This window comes from Mesorhizobium sp. LNHC209A00 (assembly GCF_000502915.1).
GTDB lineage: Bacteria > Pseudomonadota > Alphaproteobacteria > Rhizobiales > Rhizobiaceae > Mesorhizobium.
Genome location: NZ_AYWT01000023.1, coordinates 12,526 through 32,976, shown reverse-complemented (window position 1 = coordinate 32,976; position 20,451 = coordinate 12,526). Strand labels below are relative to the sequence as shown.

At 60.2% G+C, this 20,451-nt stretch carries 16 protein-coding genes and 6 pseudogenes; 21 read left to right on the top strand and 1 reads right to left on the bottom strand.

Going from position 1 to position 20,451, the window contains the following annotated elements; all coding sequences use genetic code 11:
• Nucleotides 1-783: 783 nt before the first annotated feature.
• The 18 genes and pseudogenes from nifH to X739_RS1000000168715 form a co-directional block, all read left to right on the top strand.
• Nucleotides 784-1,677: a nitrogenase iron protein gene (gene nifH / locus X739_RS138840; protein ID WP_023763052.1), complete on the top strand. Its 894-nt coding sequence runs from the start codon at nt 784-786 to the stop codon at nt 1,675-1,677.
• Nucleotides 1,678-1,775: 98 nt separating this feature from the next.
• Nucleotides 1,776-3,278 carry a nitrogenase molybdenum-iron protein alpha chain gene (gene nifD, locus X739_RS138845; protein WP_023796219.1) on the top strand — a complete coding sequence of 501 codons (1,503 nt, stop codon included), beginning with the start codon at nt 1,776-1,778 and terminating at the stop codon, nt 3,276-3,278.
• A gap of 125 nt (nt 3,279-3,403) precedes the next feature.
• Nucleotides 3,404-4,945 (top strand): nitrogenase molybdenum-iron protein subunit beta, encoded by a 1,542-nt coding sequence (gene nifK / locus X739_RS138850; protein ID WP_023796218.1) that lies wholly within the window; start codon nt 3,404-3,406, stop codon nt 4,943-4,945.
• Between the two features lie 59 nt (nt 4,946-5,004).
• The gene (nifE, locus tag X739_RS138855; protein WP_023796217.1) at nt 5,005-6,495 is read left to right on the top strand and encodes a nitrogenase iron-molybdenum cofactor biosynthesis protein NifE; all 1,491 of its coding nucleotides are present in this window, start codon (nt 5,005-5,007) and stop codon (nt 6,493-6,495) included.
• Between the two features lie 9 nt (nt 6,496-6,504).
• A complete protein-coding gene (gene nifN, locus X739_RS138860) occupies nt 6,505-7,887 on the top strand; it encodes a nitrogenase iron-molybdenum cofactor biosynthesis protein NifN (protein ID WP_023796216.1) in 1,383 nt (460 codons plus the stop codon).
• A complete protein-coding gene (gene nifX, locus X739_RS138865; RefSeq protein WP_023796215.1) occupies nt 7,853-8,350 on the top strand; it encodes a nitrogen fixation protein NifX in 498 nt (165 codons plus the stop codon). Before nifN ends, nifX begins: the two co-directional genes overlap by 35 nt.
• A gap of 17 nt (nt 8,351-8,367) precedes the next feature.
• Nucleotides 8,368-8,847, top strand: coding sequence for a NifX-associated nitrogen fixation protein (locus tag X739_RS138870; RefSeq protein WP_023796214.1), 480 nt, complete (start codon nt 8,368-8,370; stop codon nt 8,845-8,847).
• A 27-nt stretch (nt 8,848-8,874) separates the two neighbouring features.
• Nucleotides 8,875-9,660 (top strand): response regulator transcription factor, encoded by a 786-nt coding sequence (locus tag X739_RS138875; RefSeq protein ID WP_023796213.1) that lies wholly within the window; start codon nt 8,875-8,877, stop codon nt 9,658-9,660.
• Between the two features lie 179 nt (nt 9,661-9,839).
• Nucleotides 9,840-10,652: a universal stress protein gene (locus X739_RS01000000166725; protein ID WP_245273965.1), complete on the top strand. Its 813-nt coding sequence runs from the start codon at nt 9,840-9,842 to the stop codon at nt 10,650-10,652.
• 1,443 nt (nt 10,653-12,095) lie between these two features.
• Nucleotides 12,096-12,677: pseudogene (locus X739_RS138880) on the top strand (TlpA disulfide reductase family protein); the annotation flags it as partial.
• A 58-nt stretch (nt 12,678-12,735) separates the two neighbouring features.
• Nucleotides 12,736-13,155 (top strand): DUF269 domain-containing protein, encoded by a 420-nt coding sequence (locus tag X739_RS02385; protein WP_023796209.1) that lies wholly within the window; start codon nt 12,736-12,738, stop codon nt 13,153-13,155.
• 25 nt (nt 13,156-13,180) lie between these two features.
• A pseudogene (locus X739_RS01000000166720) lies at nt 13,181-13,383 on the top strand (CCE_0567 family metalloprotein).
• Nucleotides 13,380-13,697: a ferredoxin III, nif-specific gene (gene fdxB / locus X739_RS138885; RefSeq protein ID WP_023796207.1), complete on the top strand. Its 318-nt coding sequence runs from the start codon at nt 13,380-13,382 to the stop codon at nt 13,695-13,697. The pseudogene X739_RS01000000166720 and the gene fdxB overlap by 4 nt, the downstream one beginning before the upstream one ends.
• Nucleotides 13,698-13,724: 27 nt before the next feature.
• Nucleotides 13,725-14,048, top strand: coding sequence for an exopolysaccharide production repressor protein (locus X739_RS138890; protein ID WP_031252523.1), 324 nt, complete (start codon nt 13,725-13,727; stop codon nt 14,046-14,048).
• Nucleotides 14,049-14,315: 267 nt separating this feature from the next.
• Nucleotides 14,316-14,645: pseudogene (locus tag X739_RS1000000170890) on the top strand (hypothetical protein); the annotation flags it as partial.
• A 2-nt stretch (nt 14,646-14,647) separates the two neighbouring features.
• Nucleotides 14,648-15,325 (top strand): annotated as a pseudogene (locus tag X739_RS138895) (IS5 family transposase); the annotation flags it as partial.
• Nucleotides 15,326-15,364: 39 nt separating this feature from the next.
• A pseudogene (queE, locus tag X739_RS1000000168720) lies at nt 15,365-15,864 on the top strand (7-carboxy-7-deazaguanine synthase); the annotation flags it as partial.
• Nucleotides 15,861-15,956, top strand: a pseudogene (locus X739_RS1000000168715) (6-carboxytetrahydropterin synthase); the annotation flags it as partial. The pseudogenes queE and X739_RS1000000168715, both read left to right, overlap by 4 nt.
• A 613-nt stretch (nt 15,957-16,569) precedes the next feature.
• Here the strand turns inward: X739_RS1000000168715 and X739_RS138905 are convergent.
• Nucleotides 16,570-17,982: a short-chain fatty acyl-CoA regulator family protein gene (locus tag X739_RS138905; protein WP_023796201.1), complete on the bottom strand. Its 1,413-nt coding sequence runs from the start codon at nt 17,980-17,982 to the stop codon at nt 16,570-16,572.
• Nucleotides 17,983-18,114: 132 nt separating this feature from the next.
• Between X739_RS138905 and X739_RS138910 the strand changes: the two genes are divergently transcribed.
• From X739_RS138910 to X739_RS02425, 3 genes are read left to right on the top strand one after another with little or no spacing between them, the layout of a single operon-like run.
• A complete protein-coding gene (locus tag X739_RS138910; RefSeq protein ID WP_023796200.1) occupies nt 18,115-18,696 on the top strand; it encodes a biotin transporter BioY in 582 nt (193 codons plus the stop codon).
• A complete protein-coding gene (locus X739_RS138915; protein WP_023796199.1) occupies nt 18,696-20,228 on the top strand; it encodes an acyl-CoA carboxylase subunit beta in 1,533 nt (510 codons plus the stop codon). Before X739_RS138910 ends, X739_RS138915 begins: the two co-directional genes overlap by 1 nt.
• 9 nt (nt 20,229-20,237) lie before the next feature.
• Nucleotides 20,238-20,417, top strand: coding sequence for a hypothetical protein (locus X739_RS02425; protein ID WP_051410649.1), 180 nt, complete (start codon nt 20,238-20,240; stop codon nt 20,415-20,417).
• Nucleotides 20,418-20,451 lie beyond the last annotated feature (34 nt).

Here is a 20,451-nt window from a genome sequence, read left to right as displayed (position 1 = left end):
CGAACGCTGACCCCTGCGGACCTGCTCGACATGATCCTGGAGTTGGGGCCGTTCCCTCTACTCGCGCGCACCGGACCGACCGCAAAAGCTTCACGCATTCCGTCCACGCCAACGGCTAGCAGAACGATATCCGCAGCGCACCCGGCACGCTTAATGACCGAGGATCCGCGATCTCGTGCGGCCCAACTATGATGCGCTTGCGTCGAACTTCGTCCGATGCCGCAGCCGCCGCATGCGGCACGGCCCTGGTCGCTTGGGTTCCGCCGCTAATCTTGCTGCCTTCGCAGAGCACGTTCGGAAAGCAGAAAAGATGTGGGCCGACTGGTTTTGCTGCCCTGTCATCGTTGCAGTGCCTGCTGTCAGGAATCCTGTCCGTGAGGCCGGTTTCGTCATAGGCCGACGAAGCGCTCGCCGAAGACGACGGCGAACTGTGTCTTGGCCTCGAACCACTCGCGCGGCGGGTCGGCCGCGCGACCGCCAAGTACCATACCGAGACCGCCTCGCCGCCCCAACATGTTCCGGTCTCTGGATCAGCCTATAGCGGTCTTGAGGATCGCTATCCGACGCGCTGTGTCGCCATTGTCGGGTCCGCTACACGGCTTCGTCCACAATCACTGTTTGGCCACAAGCTAAATCGCTGAAAAGCAACCACGAAATTTTTCTGCGGCACGACGGCCAAATTGGCACGAGTCTTGAAATCCATAGGTGCGAGGCGGCTACAGCTGCCCGACCACATTCATGTCGCGGCAGCCGCGATGAATGGAACGAAGGAAGGAAAGCTACATGTCAGGTTTGCGTCAGATCGCCTTTTACGGCAAGGGCGGCATCGGCAAGTCCACCACCTCCCAAAATACGCTCGCCGCCCTTGTCGACCTCGGGCAGAGAATCCTCATCGTCGGCTGCGACCCCAAAGCCGACTCCACCCGCCTGATCCTGAACGCGAAGGCACAGGATACGGTCCTGCACCTCGCGGCAGAGGAAGGTTCGGTGGAAGACCTGGAACTCGCGGACGTGCTCAAGGTCGGGTACAAAGGCATCAAATGCGTGGAGTCGGGCGGACCCGAGCCGGGTGTCGGCTGCGCCGGCCGCGGGGTGATCACCTCAATCAACTTCCTCGAGGAGAACGGCGCCTACGACGACGTCGACTATGTCTCCTACGACGTGCTCGGGGATGTGGTGTGTGGCGGTTTCGCGATGCCGATCCGCGAGAACAAGGCCCAGGAAATCTATATCGTCATGTCCGGCGAGATGATGGCGCTCTATGCCGCCAACAACATCGCCAAGGGTATCCTGAAATACGCCCATTCGGGCGGCGTGCGGCTCGGCGGCCTGATCTGCAACGAGCGCCAAACCGACCGCGAGCTCGACCTCGCCGAGGCGCTTGCTTCCAGGCTCAATTCCAAACTTATCCACTTCGTGCCGCGCGACAACATCGTCCAGCACGCCGAGCTCAGGAAGATGTCTGTGATCCAGTATGCGCCGGACTCCAAGCAGGCCGGGGAATACAGGGCGCTGGCCGAGAAGATCCATGGGAATTCGGGCCAGGGCACCATCCCGACCCCGATCACCATGGAGGAGCTCGAGGACATGCTGCTCGACTTCGGCATCATGAAGACGGACGAGCAGATGCTTGCCGAGCTTCAGGTCAAGGAAGCGGCTAAGACGGCCGCACAGTAGCGACCGCTGCCTTCATGAGGCGCCGCCTGACCTGGTGCGTCTTTCAAAGAACGGCGCCTCGTCGGTGAGGCGTCACCCTGAACCTTGAAAGGGGTCCCATGAGCCTGGAATACGAGAATGACGGTGGCCTCCATGCGAGGCTTATCGAGGAAGTGCTGTCGCAATATCCTGACAAGTCAGCGAAGCGCCGCAAAAAGCACCTCAGCGTCGCAAAAAGCGGCGACGAGGCTGGCGAGGAAAGCGAGGTCCTTTCCGAATGCGAGGTCAAATCGAACATCAAGTCCATCCCCGGCGTGATGACAATTCGCGGCTGCGCCTACGCCGGCTCGAAAGGGGTGGTGTGGGGTCCAGTCAAGGATATGGTCCACATCTCGCACGGCCCGGTCGGTTGCGGGCAATATTCCTGGTCTCAGCGCCGCAACTACTACGTCGGCACGACTGGCATCGACACGTTCGTCACCATGCAGTTCACCTCCGATTTCCAGGAAAAGGATATTGTTTTCGGCGGCGACAAGAAGCTCGAACGGATCATCGACGAGATCGAGGAACTGTTTCCGCTGAACAAGGGCATGACTGTGCAATCCGAATGCCCAATTGGCCTGATTGGCGACGACACCGAAGCTGTGTCCCGCAACAAGGCCAAGGAGCACGAAAAGACAATCGTGCCGGTGCGCTGCGAGGGCTTCCGCGGCGTCTCGCAATCCCTCGGCCACCACATCGCCAACGACGCGATCCGCGACTGGGTGTTCGAGAAGAAGGACCTCGAGTTCGAGGCCGGCCAGTACGATGTCAATGTGGTCGGCGACTATAATATCGGCGGCGACGCCTGGGCTTCGCGCATCCTGCTCGAGGAGATGGGTCTGCGCGTGGTCGGCAACTGGTCGGGCGACGCTACGCTGGCCGAAATAGAGCGAGCGCCAAAGGCGAAACTCAATCTCATCCATTGCTACAGGTCGATGAACTACATCTGCCGGCACATGGAGGAAAAGTATGGCATCGCCTGGATGGAGTACAATTTCTTCGGCCCCTCCCAGACTGAAGCCTCTCTGCGCAAGATAGCCAAGCACTTCGGGCCGGAAATCGAGGCCAAGGCCGAGGCTGTCATCGCCAAATACCGGCCCCTGGTCGATGCTGTCATCGCCAAATACCGGCCGCGCCTCGAAGGCAGGACGGTGATGCTCTATGTCGGCGGGCTGCGCCCCCGTCACGTCGTCACGGCATATGAGGACCTGGGCATGGTGATCGTCGGCACTGGCTACGAATTTGGCCATAACGACGACTATCAGCGCACCGGCCACTACGTGAAGAAGGGCACGCTAATCTACGACGACGTGACTGGTTACGAGCTGGAGAAGTTCATCGAGGGGATCCGTCCTGATCTCGTTGGCTCCGGCATCAAAGAAAAGTACCCGGTCCAGAAGATGGGCATACCGTTCCGTCAAATGCATTCCTGGGATTATTCCGGCCCGTATCACGGCTACGACGGCTTCGCGATCTTCGCCCGCGACATGGATCTGGCCATCAACAACCCGGTCTGGAACCTCTACGACGCTCCCTGGAAGAAAAAAGCCGAGCCGTCGGCGGCTATCGCAGCCGAATGAAACCCTGGCCTCCCGGAAGCCGGGAGGCAGTGAACGCCTGTGGCCGCTTGTCCGCGGGAGACTTGAAACGTTTCGACGTCCCTGTGCCGCCGTATGGCGGGCCAGATGGAAAGAGGTAACCACCCATGCCGCAGTCGGCTGAAAAAGTTCTCGACCACGCGCCCCTGTTCCGCGAGCCGGAATACAGGCAGATGCTCGCCGAGAAGAGGCTGAATTTCGAATGTCCTCACCCGGACCAGATCGTTACCGACCAAGGCGAATTCACCAAGACGTGGGAATACCGCGAAAAGAACCTTGCTCGCGAAGCGCTTGTCGTGAACCCCGCCAAGGCCTGCCAGCCGCTCGGTGCGGTGTTCGCGGCCGCAGGTTTCGAGCGAACCATGTCCTTCGTCCACGGCAGCCAGGGCTGCGTGGCCTATTACCGCTCGCACCTGTCACGCCATTTCAAGGAGCCTGCTTCGGCGGTTTCCTCCTCGATGACCGAGGACGCGGCAGTGTTCGGCGGCCTGAAGAACATGGTCGACGGGCTCGCCAACACGTACCAACTTTACGACCCGAAGATGATCGCCGTCTCGACCACTTGTATGGCGGAGGTCATTGGCGATGACCTGCACAGCTTCATCGAGAACGCCAAGGACGAAGGCTCGGTCCCGCGCGACTTCGACGTCCCATTCGCCCATACGCCGGCCTTCGTCGGCAGTCATGTCGATGGCTACGACGTCACGCTCAAGGGGATTTTGGAGCATTTCTGGAAAGGCGAGGAGCGCACGGAAGCCGAGGGAACCATTAACATCATTCCGGGTTTCGACGGCTTCTGTGTTGGCAACAACCGGGAACTCAAGCGCCTGCTCGATCTGATGGGCGTTTCTTATTCCTTCATCCAAGACGCCTCTGATCAGTTCGACACGCCGTCCGACGGCGAATACCGGATGTATGACGGCGGCACGAAGATCGAAGACGTGAGGAAGGCACTCAACGCCGAGGCTACATTTTCGCTACAGCATTACAACACCCGAAAAACACTCGAGTATTGCCAGGGGGTAGGGCAGGCGACGGCCTCGTTCCATTACCCGCTCGGCGTCCAGGCGACCGACGACTTCCTGATGGAGGTCTCCGCGATTTCCGGCAAGCAAATCCCCGAGGCAATCCGCCTGGAGCGCGGCCGACTTGTTGACGCCATGGCGGACAGCCAATCCTGGCTGCACGGCAAGAAATACGCCATCTACGGCGATCCGGACTTTGTCTACGGCATGGCCCGCTTCATCATGGAGACGGGCGGCGAGCCGACCCATTGCCTCGCCACCAACGGCACCTCGGCGTGGGAAGCGGAGTTGAAGGAGCTGCTTGCATCATCGCCCTTCGGCAAGGGTGCTCAAGTCTGGGCGGGCAAGGACCTCTGGGCGTTGCGCTCGCTGCTCTTCACCGAGCCGGTGGACCTGCTGATCGGCAACTCCTATGGCAAGTATCTGGAGCGCGACACGGGCACGCCGCTGATCCGGCTGACGTTTCCGATCTTCGATCGCCACCATCACCATCGGTTTGCGCTGATGGGCTACCAAGGCGGGCTGCGCGTACTGACGACGATCCTGGACAAGATCTTCGACAAGCTCGATCGCGAGACAAGCGAGACGGGCGTGACGGACTATTCGTATGACCTCACCCGTTAAGCGTGGCGGCCGGCTCTTCGGTGAGGCCGGTCGTCTTCCCGACTTTGGAGACCGACGCAATGTCCTCGCTGAGAGCCAAAATCCAGGATGCCTTCAATGAGCCCGCCTGCGAGCAGAACCGCGACAAGGATGCCAAGGCGCGCAAGGTGGGCTGTTCGAAGCCACTAACCCCCGGGGCTGCGGCCGGCGGCTGCGCCTTCGACGGCGCCAAGATCGTGCTGCAGCCGATCACCGACGTTGCGCATTTGATCCATGCGCCGCTCGCCTGCGAGGGCAATTCCTGGGACAACCGCGGTGCGGCTTCGTCCGGGCCAACCCTGTGGCGCACAAGCTTCACGACCGACCTCACCGAACTCGACGTGGTGATGGGGCAGGGCGAGCGCAAGCTTTTCAAAGCGATCCGCGAAATCAAGGAAGCGTATGGGCCGCCGGCGATCTTCGTCTATCCGACCTGCGTGACGGCGCTGATCGGCGACGACATCGAGGCCGTCTGCAAGCGCGCGGCGGAAAAGTTCGGCTTGGCCGTTGTACCGGTCAATGCGCCGGGCTTCGTCGGCTCCAAGAATCTCGGCAATAAGCTTGCCGGCGAGGCGTTGCTCGAGCATGTCATCGGCACGGTCGAGCCCGACGATGCCGGCCCTTACGACATCAACATTCTTGGCGAATTCAACCTCTCGGGCGAATTCTGGCTGGTGAAGCCGCTGCTGGATCGGCTCGGCATCCGGGTGCGCGCCTGCATTTCGGGCGACGCGCGTTACTTCGACATTGCCTGCGCCCACCGCGCCCGGGCGGCTATGATGGTGTGCTCGACCGCGCTCATCAATCTAGCCCGCAAGATGGAGCAGCGCTGGGGCATCCCGTTTTTCGAGGGCTCCTTCTACGGCATCACCGACACCTCGGAAGCGCTCCGACAGATCTCTCAGCTGCTCGTGAAGAAAGGTGCCGATCCGGAGATCCTCGGCCGCACCGAGACGTTGATTGCAGAGGAGGAGGCGATCGCTTGGAAGAAGCTCGCCGCCTACCGCCCGAGGCTCGAAGGCAAGCGCGTGCTGCTCAACACCGGCGGCGTGAAGTCCTGGTCGGTCGTCCATGCGCTGATGGAGATAGGCATCGAGATCGTCGGCACCTCTGTCAAGAAGTCGACCGTCGAAGACAAGCAGCGCATCAAGCAGATCCTCAAGGACGACAACCACATGTTCGACCAGATGGCGCCGCGCGAGCTTTACGCCATGCTCTCAGAACACAAGGCCGATATCATGCTGTCGGGCGGGCGCACGCAATTCATCGCGCTGAAGGCCAAGACACCCTGGCTCGATATCAACCAGGAGCGCCAACACCCTTACGCCGGCTATGACGGCATGGTGGAACTCGTACGCCAGATCGACCTGGCCATTCATAACCCCATCTGGTGCCAGGTACGGGAGCCGGCACCATGGGATTGCCAGCCTGCGGTGAGGCAGGAACTGCCGCGCACGAAAAGCGAGACCGCGGCCTTGCATGTTGTCCAGGAATTCGCCGGCACGACGGCCGGTGATTTCGGCGAGTGTTGAGGAAAGCCGATGGTCCGCATCCTTCCCCCGACCAAAGCGGCGGCAGTCAATCCGCTGAAGTCATCGCAGCCGCTGGGTGCCGCCTTGGCCTTTCTTGGCGTCGACGGCGCGATGCCGTTGTTCCACGGCAGCCAGGGGTGCACCAGCTTTGCGCTCGTGCTCTTCGTGCGACATTTCAAGGAAGCCATCCCCTTGCAGACAACGGCGATGGACGAGGTGGCGACGATCCTCGGCGGGGCAGACCATCTGGAAGAGGCGATCCTCAACCTCAAGGCCCGCACAAAGCCAACGCTGATCGGGGTCTGCACGACGGCGCTGGTGGAAACCCGGGGCGAAGACTGCGCAGGGGATGTCGCCAATATCAGGCTGAAGCGCAGGGAAGAACTCGCAGGTACGGAGGTGGTGCTGGCCAACACACCGGATTTCGACGGCGCGATCGAAGAGGGCTGGGCCAAGGCTGTCACAGCGATGATCGAAAGGATTACGCGGCCCGGCGAGCAGGCGCGGCAATCGAAGAAGATCGTGATCCTGCCTGGCTGCAACCTTACTGTGGCTGATATCGAGCATTTGCGTGAGATGGTTGAAAGCTTTGGACTGAAGCCGGTAATTCTGCCGGACGTCTCCGGCTCGCTCGACGGTACGGTGCCCGACCGCTGGGTCACGACCACCTATGGCGGCACCAGTGTCGAGGATATCCGTGAGCTTGGCACGGCCGAGCAATGCGTCGCCATCGGTGAGCATATGCGCCGCCCGGCCGAGCTGCTGCAGAGGTTGACCGGCGTGCCTTACGTGCTGTTCCGGTCGCTTGTTGGATTGAGGGACGCCGACCGGTTCGTCTCGCTGCTGTCCGCGGTTTCGGGCGCGGGGGCGCCGGCTGGGGTGCGCCGTCGCCGGGCGCAGTTGCAGGACGCTTTGCTCGACGGACATTTCCACTTTGGAGGCAAGAAAATTGCGATCGCTGCTGAACCAGACCAACTCTACCAACTCGCGAGCTTCTTCATCGGCATGGGCTCCGAAATTGCGGCGGCGGTCACAACGGCCGCTATGTCGAAAATTCTGGAGGAAGTGCCGGCGCAGTCGGTTCAAATCGGCGATCTCGGCGATTTGGAAGCTCTTGGCGCCGGCGCTGATCTTCTCGTCACCCATTCCCACGGCCGCCAGGCGGCGCAGCGCCTCGGCATTCCGCTCATGCGGGTCGGCTTCCCGATCTTCGACCGGCTCGGGGCCCAGCACAAGCTCACAATCCTCTACCAGGGGACCCGCGACCTGATCTTCGAGGTTGCGAATATTTTCGAAGCCAACGGGCACGCGCCGACGCCTGACGCGCTTGATCCACTCCGTACGCGAGAAATGCCAGATGAGCTCCGTCCGTCGCCTCTCGCTCGTCACTGACGAGGTTCACGCACCGACGCCGGAACGCCAAGCCGGCGCATTGCGCGTGGCGATCGCCACGCAGGACATGAAGAACCTCAACGCCCATTTCGGGTCGGCCAAGCGCTTTGCTGTCTACGACGTGACGCGCGAGGAGTGGCACCTCGTCGAAGCCGTGGCCTTCGATGACGTTTCCGACGAAACCGGGAAGCACCGAACTGAGGGCGATGACCGCATCACCCCGAAGGTGGAGGCACTGAAGGGCTGTCATCTGCTGTTTTGTCTGGCGATCGGCGGACCTTCGGCAGCCAAACTTGTTTCCGCAAAAATCCATCCGATCAAAGTGCCGCAGCCCCAAACCATCCAAGAGGTGCTGTTGCGCACGCAGATGATGCTCAGGACGTGTCCTCCCCCTTGGCTGCGCAAGGTGCTGGCGCAGGCAGGTGTCGCTGAACAGAAACCCTCCTTCGAGGACGAAAGCTGAAATGAGGAGTGGGCGAAATGTTTGAATCCGCTGCTAGCCCTGCCGCCACGGAGGATGAGGCGGCCCTTGCCGCCCCGTTCGTCAAATGCCTCGTGCGGCTGATCCGTGCCAATGATTCCCATGGGTCATGGGAAGGCAAATCGGACGCCGAGCTGCTGGGCGACTTTATCATCACCAGGGAACAGCGCCGTGCAATTCCCATCATCGGCGATCCCGATCCGGACGTGCTGTGGAGGCTCGATAAGTTCTACACCGCCGTCGGGCTTGCGATCGAGGAGCGCTCCGGCCTGATGGCATCGCCGATGATGGAGATAAGCCACGAGGGCTTCGGGCGCGTGCTCTTCACGGCCGGGCGACTGGTCGTTCTGTCCAAGACCCTGCGCGACGTCCATCGGTTCGGCTTCGAGACGTTCTGGAAACTCGCTGCGGCCGGTACCCAACTGGCCGGCGATGCCACCGCAGCCATTGAGGCTTATCCCGAGGTGGCGCGGGCGTGATGGAACCGATTTTGGATCAAGGGGATCATGTCAGGCCTTGAGGACATGCCATGGCCAGCCCACTCAACCGAGGCGGTCGATGCCGATGTGGTTCTTGGGGTAGCGCTGATGAAGCCACTGGTCCTGATCTGTTCGCAAGATGCTGAGTTGTATCTCTTCCTCAGCCACATTCTGGGGGTGGACGGCTTTACGAGTGAGCCGGCAGGGGGCGTGAAAGAAGCACTTGCATTGGCCGATCAACGGGAGCTCCAGGCCGTAGTGCTGGACTGCGGGCCAGCAAGCGCGACAGGCTCTACAATCTGCGCCCGGCTCAAGGGGGAACCCCGGACCGGCCGCCTGCCCGTTATTGCCCTGATCGCGCCTGGCGCCGAGAACCAGCACCTCGATCTCTGGAAGGCAGGTATTGACGAGAGCTTTGTGCGGCCCTTCGCGCCGGCCAAGCTGCTTGACTGTCTACGGATGAAGCTGGCGCTGCCAAAGCTGGGTTCAAACGGGATCGAAAACGGCAGCTGGCTCTGTTGCGGCAGCCTTGAGATGAAGCTCGATGCTCACCGGGTTCGAGGTAATGGCCACGACATCCATCTCGGACCTCTCGAATTCAACCTGCTGCGGCAATTTCTTGAGGCTCCCGGCAAGGTATTCAGCCGAGACGAGCTGATCGACGCGGCCTGGCCGGACAATATCCATATCGGTGAACGCACTGTCGACGTCCATATCAGCCGGATCAGAAAGGCGCTGAAGGCGGCCTCGCCAGGGAGCGTCATTCGTACTGTCAGGTCTGCCGGCTACTCGCTCGAGAAGCCGGACGACTGAATAGCGAACGGATAGGGTGCCACTCTCCATCTTCGTTCTGCTGAAGGGAATTCTTGCGGCTTCGAAGCGCGCTACGGGCGCGACATACTCAGGGGGAGCAGTCAGATGGCCTTCAAAAGCCTACTCAGTGTAGCGGGAGCTGACCACTCCGATCGGGACATCAGAACAGCTGCAAGCTTGTGCGCCGAACTCGGCGCACATTTGTCCGTCCTGATTTTGTCGCCTCTGCCTCTCGTTATGTCACCTCCGCCGCTAAGCGATGGCATCTCCAGTGGCCTGAACAACGCGCGCACGCCATTGCCGCACTGGAAAAACGGTACAGGCAAATCGAGAGATTTTCACAGGACACGGCCAGTTGGGAAAAAGCATCCAGGGAAATTCACAAACTGCTGAGAGCCACGTGGCGGTGCTATGATGTCGATATTGCCAACTGCGATCAGGCCAACATCGGTGACGCGGTGCGACAGCGGGCCATCTGCAATGACCTGACAATCGTCGGCCCCGCACTTCTCAACGACATTAACGTCGGTCCCCTTGTTATCAACGGCAGCCTGTTCGACACCGGAAAGCCGGTTCTTGTCGTGCCAGAGGGCGCTGAGGCGACTCTGTCTCCACGGCGCGTTCTGGTCGGCTGGGATTCGCGAGTCGAGGCGTCCCGTTCGGTTCGCGAAGCGCTGGACCTGCTATCCGGTGCTGAGGAAGTTCGCGTCGCACTCGTCGATCCGGAGGCGACCTGCACCGGAAACGGCGCCGAGCCGGGAGCCGACATCGCTGCCTATCTCACTCGACACGGTGCTCGGGTGTCGGTCGACCGGCTGGCGAGCCGCGGCAAACCGGTGGCCACGGTGCTAGCGCAGCACGCAATCGACACGTCTGCCGACCTGATCGTCATGGGCGCTTATGGCAGCCGCCGGCTGCGCGAGCGGCTCTTCGGAAGCGTGACGAGATGGATAGTTGGCAAGCCGTCTTTGCCGCTGTTTTTGGCCCGCTGACCGGTTCTGAAGTAGCACCGATGCTGTTCCAAGCTCTACTCCGCTGATCACCTACCCTGATACCAAGTCGGAGCAAGGTCGCCGCAAACGAGCAGGTTTCGCGAAGCTCATGAGCAACTTGCAAGCGCCGTCGCGAAGAACATTCCCGGACGCCTCTAACGCGCTCGGTGTCTGCTCGCCGAGACAACCCGTAACGCGCAGACAAACGGCCGGGCAGAAGCCCAGGCGTCCTCAATAACACCAATACTCGAGCCGGCGTCAGGTCGAGAAAAGAGTCGTTTCAGCGCGGCAGGCCGCGTTCGGACCGTAGCCTCATCGTATTGGCGTTATCACGATTTCCTTCACCATTGGCCGGGAACGGAACACGGCAACGACCGTGCAGCGGCCAAGGCACCGACCTTCGAGTCCGACGGTCGGGCTCTTGCCGGCCCTCGGCGCGAACGGTGGCATCAATCACGTGTCAGCGCCTGGGATGGTAGCCGGGTCAGCGGCGGGGGCGGCCGCAACTTCGGCCTTTTCATACTGCCCGGCCCACCGCGGGGCGACCGAGCGGCCTTGAGGCCGGTCAATTCCCACAACGCTCACATTCGCACCAGGCGGTCCCTGTAGGACGTGCACAGGGATACAGAACAACAAAAGCAGAAATCCGGGAGAGTTCACCGGCCCGGCACATGGCCGGGACACATCCCCGCTCTCTTCGCAACGATCATCATCGTCAATCTGGCGTTGTTCGCAACCCGCAGCCGGACATGCCCGGCTTCGTCGTGAAACTCTGGCGTTGCGAGCCAGGAATTCAAGCGCAAAGCGGAAGAGGTAGGGCAGAGGCGATGTTCTGAGGGAGCGGCCCTGCAATCGCAATGACGTTCCGCTGAGCGACCGGAAGGGCAAGAAGCTCAAGCAGCTTGAGGCGGACGATGATAACGTGGCTGCGCTAGCCAACGCAGTCATGATGTCCATCTGTTCGTCCCTATATGTCGAGACGTCCATGGCCACGGTTCTGTCTCGACGGGAAGCGGGTGATGCGTGTCCAAGACCTGACAATGGCAGAAAACTGTCGCGTCCAATACAACCGGATCTTGCGCACCCCACAAGCTTTTAAAGTATAATCAAGCGTTTACCGCACGATGAGCCCGTTGGCACGGCCTTTGCGAATTGAGTTCAGCAACACTGAGTGAAGGCTGACTGCACGCAGATGCGCAAGACGAGCGATGGTCTCTCTTCGTTGAACCCTCGTGCCCCGTCGCAAAGGGGAACAAGCTTGCGCATAAGGTCACGCAACCTTTGGCAAGAGCTTTGGAGGGCAAGATGATGTTGCGGATGGGGTCACCGGCTCCTTCGATCAAAGTGGAGGACTGGCTGCGTGGCGAGCCCGTTTCGGACTTTCAGCCCGGCAAAGTCTATATCGTCGAATTTTGGGCAACTTGGTGAGAACTATGTGCGGCGGAGATGCTCGAGCTGATGCGGCTACAGGAGAAATACAAGGACAGCGGACTTGAGGTCGTCGGGATCGCGGCTGATGAAGATGCTCCAAAGGCCGTCGAGGCACGGACCAAGTTGGACGCGTGGTTGGCCGAAGAGTGCTCGAAACTGAACTATCGGATCGCGTTCGACTACACAGGCGAAATGAAAAAGCTTTGGAGGGAACCCAGCTTTTGCGTCGGGATTCCGACCTCGTTCGTAGTCGGCCGAGACGGCTGCATCGCCTTTATCGGTGATCCGAGCCAACTCGGTGAGGTTTTGCCGAAAGTGCTCAGCGGCAGCTGGCGTACCAGCAAGAAAGCGAAAGCCGCCGATCAGGAGCGGATCGCCACAAGCGAACCCCTGGCGCGCGAACAACCGTTGAAGAAGCCGATCGATGACAGGTTCTGGGCGGCGGTGAAGTTGGAAGATTGGCAAACGGCGCTCTGGGCGATCGAAGAGGGCATTGCCTTGATGCCGTACGACCTCAATTTCCGCCTGGCTCATGCACATCTGCTGCTTCACAAACCTCAAGACATCGTGCTTCGAGGAAGAGGACTGAAATGAGGAGAAGGCGAAATGTCTGACACCGCAATCAGCCCTTCCGTCAACGAGGACGAGGCGCTTGCCACACCGTTCGTCAGATGTCTCGTGCGACGATCTTGCTCAAAACTCCTATGCTTCGTGGGAAAGCAAATCGGATGCCGAACTGCTGGACGAGTTCATTGTCACCAGAAAACAGTGCCGTGCGGTTCCTATCATCGGCGATCCCGAGCCGGACGTGCTGTGGAGGCTCGACATGTTCTACGCCGCCGTCGCGCTCGCGATCAAGGAGCGTTCCAGCCTGATGACATCGCCAATGACAAAGATGAAATCTATGGGGACTTCGGACGATTGCTTTTACGGGCCGGGCGGTTGGTCGTTCTGTCGAAACGTCCACCGGTTCGGCCTCGAGACGTTCCGGAAACTCGCGGATGCCGGTACGAAACTGGTCGACGATGCCACCGCGGCCATCGAAGCCTATGCCGACGTTGCACGGGCGTGAAGAAACCGATTTCGAGGAAGGATCTATGTCAAAGCTGGATGAGATGGGGATGAAAGTCCGGAAGCTCCAGCTGCGCGAGGCAATTGCAAGAGGAAATTGCACGACTTTGCAGAGGATCTCCCGGGAAAATCGACCGAGATAGAGGAAGTTGCCGAGCAAGCGTCGGCCGTTTTTGCCGAGCTGGATGATGCTAGGAGAGAGCTCGCTGCCATGAAGAAGTTACTATGAGGAGCACATTCACCACCCGGGACGGCTCCGGATGGATGCCGGAATATGTCACTGCCATAGACGGCACGACCTGCATCGGCTGCGGCCGCTGTTTCAAAGTCTGCTCGCGCGAAGTCATGCATCTTTACGGCGTCGACGACGCGGGTGAAGTCCTCGGCGCCTACGCCGGCGAAGACGACGATTTCGATGGCGAGCTCAATCGCATGATCATGGCCGTCGATCATCCTGGCCGCTGCATTGGCTGCGGAGCCTGCGCCCGCGTCTGCCCGAAGAACTGCCAGACCCATGTTGCGGCCGACAATGTCGCTGCATGATCTGGTGGACAATCCAGGAGAACGGCATTGGCCTTAAGAATCTTTTGTCGCGTCTTGGGAGTAGTCCTTTGCAGCACCGCTCTGGCCGTCTACTTCGCTTCACATTCCATCGGCACAGTGGTCGTCACGACGCTGGCTTGTTCTCTGCTCCTTCAACTGGCTTATTTCGCAAGCGTGCTCTTTCTGATCTGGCGGTCTGGCTGCGTTAGCCGAGCTGGCCAAAGGGCCGAGCATTTCGGCAGTTGCAAGGACGTCGCGTCCGAGCCGCCGGACCTTGATGAGGCAACGAATGAATCCGCAGATTTGCTCCAGCGCGATCAAATGCTGGCCATATCGCTGCTGCTGCCTTGAGGCGCTGACAAGGTCAGTGCTCAAGTTGGCGCCACTTTGGACCAACCTAAATATCGACCAGAGATTAGAGGAATACTGTGCTTGAGAAGTCCATGGTGACTGCAATCCGGTCATTCTAGTTACCTCTGGCCGCCCTAGGAAGGTCGTCTGCGGAACGGCAGTTTTCTGGCTATTTGTTTCAGAACCGGACAATCTGCTGATGATGCGGTGGACGGCTCTCCTCCCGCCCTGCGGTATGATGGTTGGGCCAGAAGCTGGAGGAGATCTATGATGGGCAACGTTACGACGATTGGTCTGGATATTGCGAAGTCAGCGTTTCAAATCCACGGGGTGGATGCGGCGAGTGAGGTTGTCGTTCGCAGGAAGCTGACGCGTGGGCGCGTGATGGCATTCTTCGAGAGCCTGCCACGNGTGTTTCAAATCCACGGGGTGGATGCGGCGAGTGAGGTTGTCGTTCGCAGGAAGCTGACGCGTGGGCGCGTGCTGGCATTCTTCGAGAGCCTGCCACGTTGCCTGGTCGGTATCGAAGCCTGCAGCTCGTCGCATTATTGGGCGAGAGAACTGACTGCACGTGGCCATGATGTCCGGCTGCTGCCGGCACGAACCTGCGCGAGGTCGTGAATGCGCTTTTGTACATGGCCTCCTCGGGCGGCGCTTGGCAACTTTTGTCGAAGGACCTTCCGCCGTTCTCGACGGTGCAGAAATACTTCTATCGTTGGCGCGACGACGGCCTGCTGCGCACGATCAACAATGAACTGGTGATGGCGGCGCGCGAGCGGGAAGGCCGAGAGGCAAGCCCCACAGCCGGTGTCATCGACAGCCAGTCGCTCAAGACCACCGAAAGCGGCGGAATACGTGGGTTTGACGCCGGCAAGAAGCTCAAGAGTCGCAAGCGCCATATCGTCGCCGACACGCTCGGCCTCGTCATCCATGCCGCCGATGTCCAGGACCGCGACGGCGCACCGGCCGTTCTGAAATCGATCCTCAAGCGCTGGCCATGGCTGCGCCATGTCTTCGCCGACGGCGGCTATGGCGGGCCGAAGCTGAAGGGAGCATTGCAAAAGGTCGGGAAGTTCACGCTGGAAATCATCAAGCGCTCGGACAGCGCCAAAGGCTTCGAGATCCTGCCGCGCCGGTGGGTCGTGGAGCGCACCTTCGCATGGCTCGGACGGTGCCGAAGGTTGGCCAAGGACTTCGAGCGCACCATCGCTTCCGCCGAAGCATGGGTCTTCATCGCCAATATCCGCCTGCTCACCCGTAGGCTCGCAAGACCTTGAAAACACAGCGCTCATTATGATTCAGACACTAAGGTAATCTGCAGGTTTTGCGATACCGATTTTGTTGGTATGGACGGCGCCGGCGGTGGACGCTTTGCGACCGCGCGGGAGCTTGCATCTACCGTTGAGCAGGCCTGGCGTGGGGCCGGGGCTGGGGAGCGTCTTGTCGTCCTTACTGGAGGGGAACCGCTTCTGCAGGTAGATGAAGAACTCATAAAAGCCCTGCACAACTCGGTATTTGAAATTGCTGTGGAGACCAACGGTACCATTCATCCGCCGACTGGCATCGCCTGGCTCTGTGTCAGTCCGAAGGCCGGCGCACCGGCGTAGTCACGGCCGGTGACGAACTCAAGCTTGTCTATCCTCAGCTTGGTGCGGAGCCCGAACTTTTTGAAGGCCTCGCATTCAAGCACTTTTTGCTCCAGCCGATGGACGGGCCTAAACGCGAGGCAAATACGGCGGCCGCCGTCGCCTATTGCCTTGCCAACCCACGCTGGCGGCTGACTCTTCAAACCCACAAGTTTCTTGGGATCCCATGAAAATTACACAGGCTTTCACGTTCGAGGCAGCGCACCGCCTTCCCCGGGTCCCCGAAACCCACCGCTGCCATCGAATGCATGGCCACTCATACAACCTCCTTGCTTCCCGTAAAAACGTTCCAAGGCCAGGTGCTGTCCAAGGCGCGGATGGCTTGACGCTCCAAACGTACCTGGATGAAACACTCATCAATCCCCCAAGTGACTCCGGAACGAGTAAGGCGACATAGTGAGAAATAAGCCCACTGTCCTCCAGCTCACGAAGCCGTGCGAGCGAGGGGAAGGCGACAGACCGACGATCTTGGAAAGCTCAACATTCGTAAGCTTTCCATTTGTCTGCAGTGTATCCAGAATCCGCACATCAAGTGCTTCGAGCTTTGGCACGAGAACCGATCCTTACAGCGTCGTCCGATAGATCGAAGGTGTACTTGAGGATCGCCAGCCCGCCAGCACCCGTGTTGGCAGAAGTGTAGACTGCAAAGGGCGAGTACTCTCGAAGCGTACGAACGGGTTTATCAAGGAGAAACTCGCGCGTTTAGATGACGTCGCCTCGGTCGAAACGAGCTTCGCCCTTGATTAGGTCAAGCTATCCGAAGTGCTGCCCTTAGAGTAAGGATCGGAGGTGCCGCAGTCGATGATTCCGTCTGGCTAGAGACTCTGACGAGGGAGCGTGAGGCACATTGATGCACTTGCGGCAGCAAGATCAAATCAGGCGATTTGATAAGGTAGAACTCCCCGCCGTTGATGATCGATTGTCAGCCTGCTCTTCAAGGGAGGCACGGCCCGTTGGGGGCAGCTTGCGCGTTCGCAGATCCTGCATGAAATTCCGATCGGGTCGAATGCCAACCGATTGTTTAGGTCGAGGCCGCCAGCATAGACGAAATCTTGCGCATAAGCTACCTCGCAGCCCAGAGCGATGGCGTATCGTCGTTGCGGAGCGTTGAATCCGCCGCTGCCTTTGGTAATTTCGGTGGCTATGCTGAGATAGCGCGCGCCATCGGGCGTCTCAGCTAGTTGGCGGATGATGTGCCCCGGCGTTTCAAAGGCCTGATGTACATTCCAGAGCGGGCATGCTGCCCCGAAGCGAGCGAATTGCAGTTTCGCCGCGCTATGACGCTTGGTGATGTTTCCCGCGCAATCGATGCGGGCGAAGAACACTGGTACACCCCTGACGCCCGGCCGCTGCAAGGTGGAAAGACGATGTGCGACCTGTTCAAGGCTCGCACCGAAACGCGTCTCCATCAATTCGAGGTCGTGACGAAGTTCCTTCGCCACCGCCAGAAAATGCTGGTAGGGCAGCGTCAGCGCTCCGGCGAAATAATTGCGCAAACCGATCTTGCAAATGTCACCAGATTCTTGCGTGCGGAAGTTTGCCCGGTGGACAATCGCATCGATTTCTCTGTCCAGTTCCAAGGCGGCCACCTGGAACGCCATCTGAAAAGTCCGCGTCGACGTCGGCGAATAGGGATTGAGGAAGAGTGCGCGGGAAGTGCCGTCATATCGGCGCAGGATATCCTCGCCGGGTTCCGCGCGCAGTATCCGAACACCGTGCCGGCTCTCGAGATAGGTCGGCAAGACAAGCCCGGCATCACGGTCTGGAATGCCAAGGCTCATCGCCAGCCGTTCGGCTGCCAGATCAAGGTCGGAAATGTAGTTGTCGACGAAGTGGAAGAAATCGCGGACCTCTTCGTAAGGCGTCGGATCACCGTAGGCGTTGGTGCGGACCATATGATCATCGAAGCTCGCAAGCTGTTCGCTGTTGCGGCGATAGGCTTGGTGGCTGGCAATCAAAGCATGCGCAAAGCCGGGCGCGTTTTGAGTGACGAGTTTCAACTCCTGCAAACTGGGCGAGTAGCCACTGAAAACAGGATCGGCAAGAGCCTCGCTGAGCGCGGAGAGCAGACGGTCGCTATCGCTTCCAGATATCGATCCGATATCGATCTTGAAGTTCTCGGCAAGCGATAGGAGCACTGAGGCCGAAACCGGCCGTTGATTGTTTTCGATCTGATTGAGGTAGCTGGTCGAGATGCCAATGCGCTCGGCGAAGGCGGCCTGAGTCGCCTTGCTGCTTTCGCGCAGCTCTCGGACTTTTCTGCCGATAAAGAGTTTGCCTGTGGCCATGTTCGCAATTTCGCAAAAGCAGATTGCAACTTTCTATATTACACCGTCCCACCTGTTCAAACGTTTTCTCATTCAATCGCCCGGCCTAAAGGCTGCTGGCGCGGGTTGGGCGTCCAGACAGGAGAAGCGAAAATGACAATCTACAGCGTCATTGCCAGGCGGTGGGGCACGAGCCGCCTTGCCATCGATGGAACGGCCGTCTTCGCAGCCTCGCTGCTGCTCGCCCTTTCGGCCAAGATTGCGGTGCCCTTCTATCCGGTACCAATCACCATGCAGACCTTCGTCGTCATTGGCCTGGGATTGGCGCTGGGACCTGTACGCGGCCTCGCCGCCGTTCCTCTTTATCTGGCTGAGGGAGCGGCCGGTTTCGCCGTTTTTGCCGGCACGCCGGAGAAGGGTATCGGCCTTGCCTACATGATGGGGCCGACGGGAGGTTACCTCCTGGGCTATTTGCCGGCTGTGCTCCTTGCCGGTTGGCTCGCCGTGCGCGGCTGGGCTCGCAATCCGCTCTCTGCGATGGCTGCAGCCCTGCTTGCCGGTGCTGTCATTTATGTACCGGGGCTGCTGTGGCTAGGTGCCGTGCTCGGCTTCGACAAGCCCGTTCTTCAGTTCGGCCTCTACCCCTTCATCTTCGGTGACATCGTCAAGGCGCTGTTGGCAGTCCTTGTTTTCCCGACGGCATGGAAATGGATTGACGCGCGAGCCGGCCGCTGATGCGCGCGGTTCTCGAACAACTGGAATCCCGTCGCGCCGAGGCGCGGCTCGGCGGCGGCCAAAAGCGTATCGATGCCCAGCATGCCAAGGGCAAGCTGACGGCGCGCGAACGCCTCGACGTGCTCCTCGACGAAGGTTCCTTCGAGGAATACGACATGTATGTCACTCACCGCGCCGTCGACTTCGGCATGGCCGGCCAAAAGATAGCCGGTGACGGCGTCGTCACCGGCTGGGGCACGATCAACGGCCGTCTGGTCTATGTCTTCTCTCAGGACTTTACCGTGCTTGGCGGCTCGCTGTCGGAGACCCACGCCCAGAAGATCTGCAAGATCATGGACATGGCGATACGCAACGGAGCGCCGGTGATCGGATTGAACGACTCCGGCGGCGCGCGTATCCAGGAGGGTGTCGCTTCGCTTGCTGGCTATGCCGACGTGTTCAAGCGCAATGTCGATGCGTCCGGTGTCGTGCCGCAGATCTCGGTCATCATGGGCCCTTGCGCCGGTGGCGCGGTCTATTCGCCGGCCATGACCGATTTCATCTTCATGGTCCGTGATTCGTCCTACATGTTCGTCACCGGCCCGGACGTGGTGAAGACTGTCACCAACGAGGTTGTTACCGCCGAGGAATTGGGCGGCGCTCGTACGCACACAACCAGATCGTCCGTCGCCGACGGCGCCTACGACAACGACATCGACACGCTGGAGCGGGTTCGCGCCCTGTTCGATTTTCTGCCGCTGAACAATCGCGAGAAGCCCCCGGTCCGTCCGTTCCACGACGATCCGTCACGGCTCGAAATGCGGCTCGACACGCTGGTGCCGGACAGCGCCAGCAAACCCTACGACATGCGTGAGCTGATCCTGGCGATCGCCGACGAGGGGGACTTCTTCGAAATCCAGGAGGCCTTTGCCAGGAACATTCTCACCGGCTTCCTGCGCATCGAAGGCCGGACGGTCGGTGTCGTTGCTAACCAACCCATGGTGCTGGCGGGCTGCCTCGACATCGACTCATCGCGCAAGGCGGCGCGCTTCGTCCGCTTCTGCGATGCTTTCTCGATCCCGATCCTGACCCTGGTCGACGTTCCCGGGTTCCTGCCCGGCACGGCGCAGGAATATGGCGGCGTCATCAAGCACGGGGCGAAGCTGTTGTTCGCCTACAGCCAGGCGACAGTGCCGATGGTGACGCTGATTACCCGCAAGGCCTATGGCGGGGCCTATGACGTCATGGCCTCCAAGCACATCGGCGCCGATGTCAACTATGCCTGGCCGACCGCCGAGATCGCGGTGATGGGCGCCAAAGGGGCGACCGAAATCCTCTATCGCTCGGAACTTGGCGACCGGGACAAGATCGCCCAGCGCGCCAGGGACTACGAGGAGCGTTTCGCCAACCCATTCGTTGCGGCCGAGCGCGGCTTCATCGACGAGGTGATCATGCCGCATTCCTCGCGCCGGCGCATTGCTCGTGCCTTCGCGGCGCTGCGCGGCAAGAGCGTCGATCCGCGCTGGAAGAAACACGACACGATGCCGCTATAGGGCGAAATGATGTGCACCCATGTATTCCGCGCGCAAACGTCTTGCGCCACGCCGAGACAACTCGCCGATTTCATCGGCGGCGCCCAGGAACTGGTCTGGCTGGCGCATGAGATCGAAATGGATTGGTGCCTTTGCGTGATCGATGTCCCCGAAAACCCTGAGCCGCGCCCGGTTGAGGTGGAAGCGTGATCGCGATCCCATGATTTTTCGTGTCGAAGGATAG

What these genes read in the sequence shown, in the direction of transcription:
- nifH (WP_023763052.1), top strand. Translation starts at nt 784, where the DNA reads ATGTCAGGTTTGCGTCAGATCGCCTTTTACGGCAAGGGCGGCATCGGC.
- nifD (WP_023796219.1), top strand. Translation starts at nt 1,776, where the DNA reads ATGAGCCTGGAATACGAGAATGACGGTGGCCTCCATGCGAGGCTTATC.
- nifK (WP_023796218.1), top strand. Translation starts at nt 3,404, where the DNA reads ATGCCGCAGTCGGCTGAAAAAGTTCTCGACCACGCGCCCCTGTTCCGC.
- nifE (WP_023796217.1), top strand. Translation starts at nt 5,005, where the DNA reads ATGTCCTCGCTGAGAGCCAAAATCCAGGATGCCTTCAATGAGCCCGCC.
- nifN (WP_023796216.1), top strand. Translation starts at nt 6,505, where the DNA reads ATGGTCCGCATCCTTCCCCCGACCAAAGCGGCGGCAGTCAATCCGCTG.
- nifX (WP_023796215.1), top strand. Translation starts at nt 7,853, where the DNA reads ATGAGCTCCGTCCGTCGCCTCTCGCTCGTCACTGACGAGGTTCACGCA.
- X739_RS138870 (WP_023796214.1), top strand. Translation starts at nt 8,368, where the DNA reads ATGTTTGAATCCGCTGCTAGCCCTGCCGCCACGGAGGATGAGGCGGCC.
- X739_RS138875 (WP_023796213.1), top strand. Translation starts at nt 8,875, where the DNA reads ATGTCAGGCCTTGAGGACATGCCATGGCCAGCCCACTCAACCGAGGCG.
- fdxB (WP_023796207.1), top strand. Translation starts at nt 13,380, where the DNA reads ATGAGGAGCACATTCACCACCCGGGACGGCTCCGGATGGATGCCGGAA.
- X739_RS138905 (WP_023796201.1), bottom strand. Translation starts at nt 17,982, where the DNA reads ATGGCCACAGGCAAACTCTTTATCGGCAGAAAAGTCCGAGAGCTGCGC.
- X739_RS138910 (WP_023796200.1), top strand. Translation starts at nt 18,115, where the DNA reads ATGACAATCTACAGCGTCATTGCCAGGCGGTGGGGCACGAGCCGCCTT.
- X739_RS138915 (WP_023796199.1), top strand. Translation starts at nt 18,696, where the DNA reads ATGCGCGCGGTTCTCGAACAACTGGAATCCCGTCGCGCCGAGGCGCGG.
- X739_RS02425 (WP_051410649.1), top strand. Translation starts at nt 20,238, where the DNA reads ATGTGCACCCATGTATTCCGCGCGCAAACGTCTTGCGCCACGCCGAGA.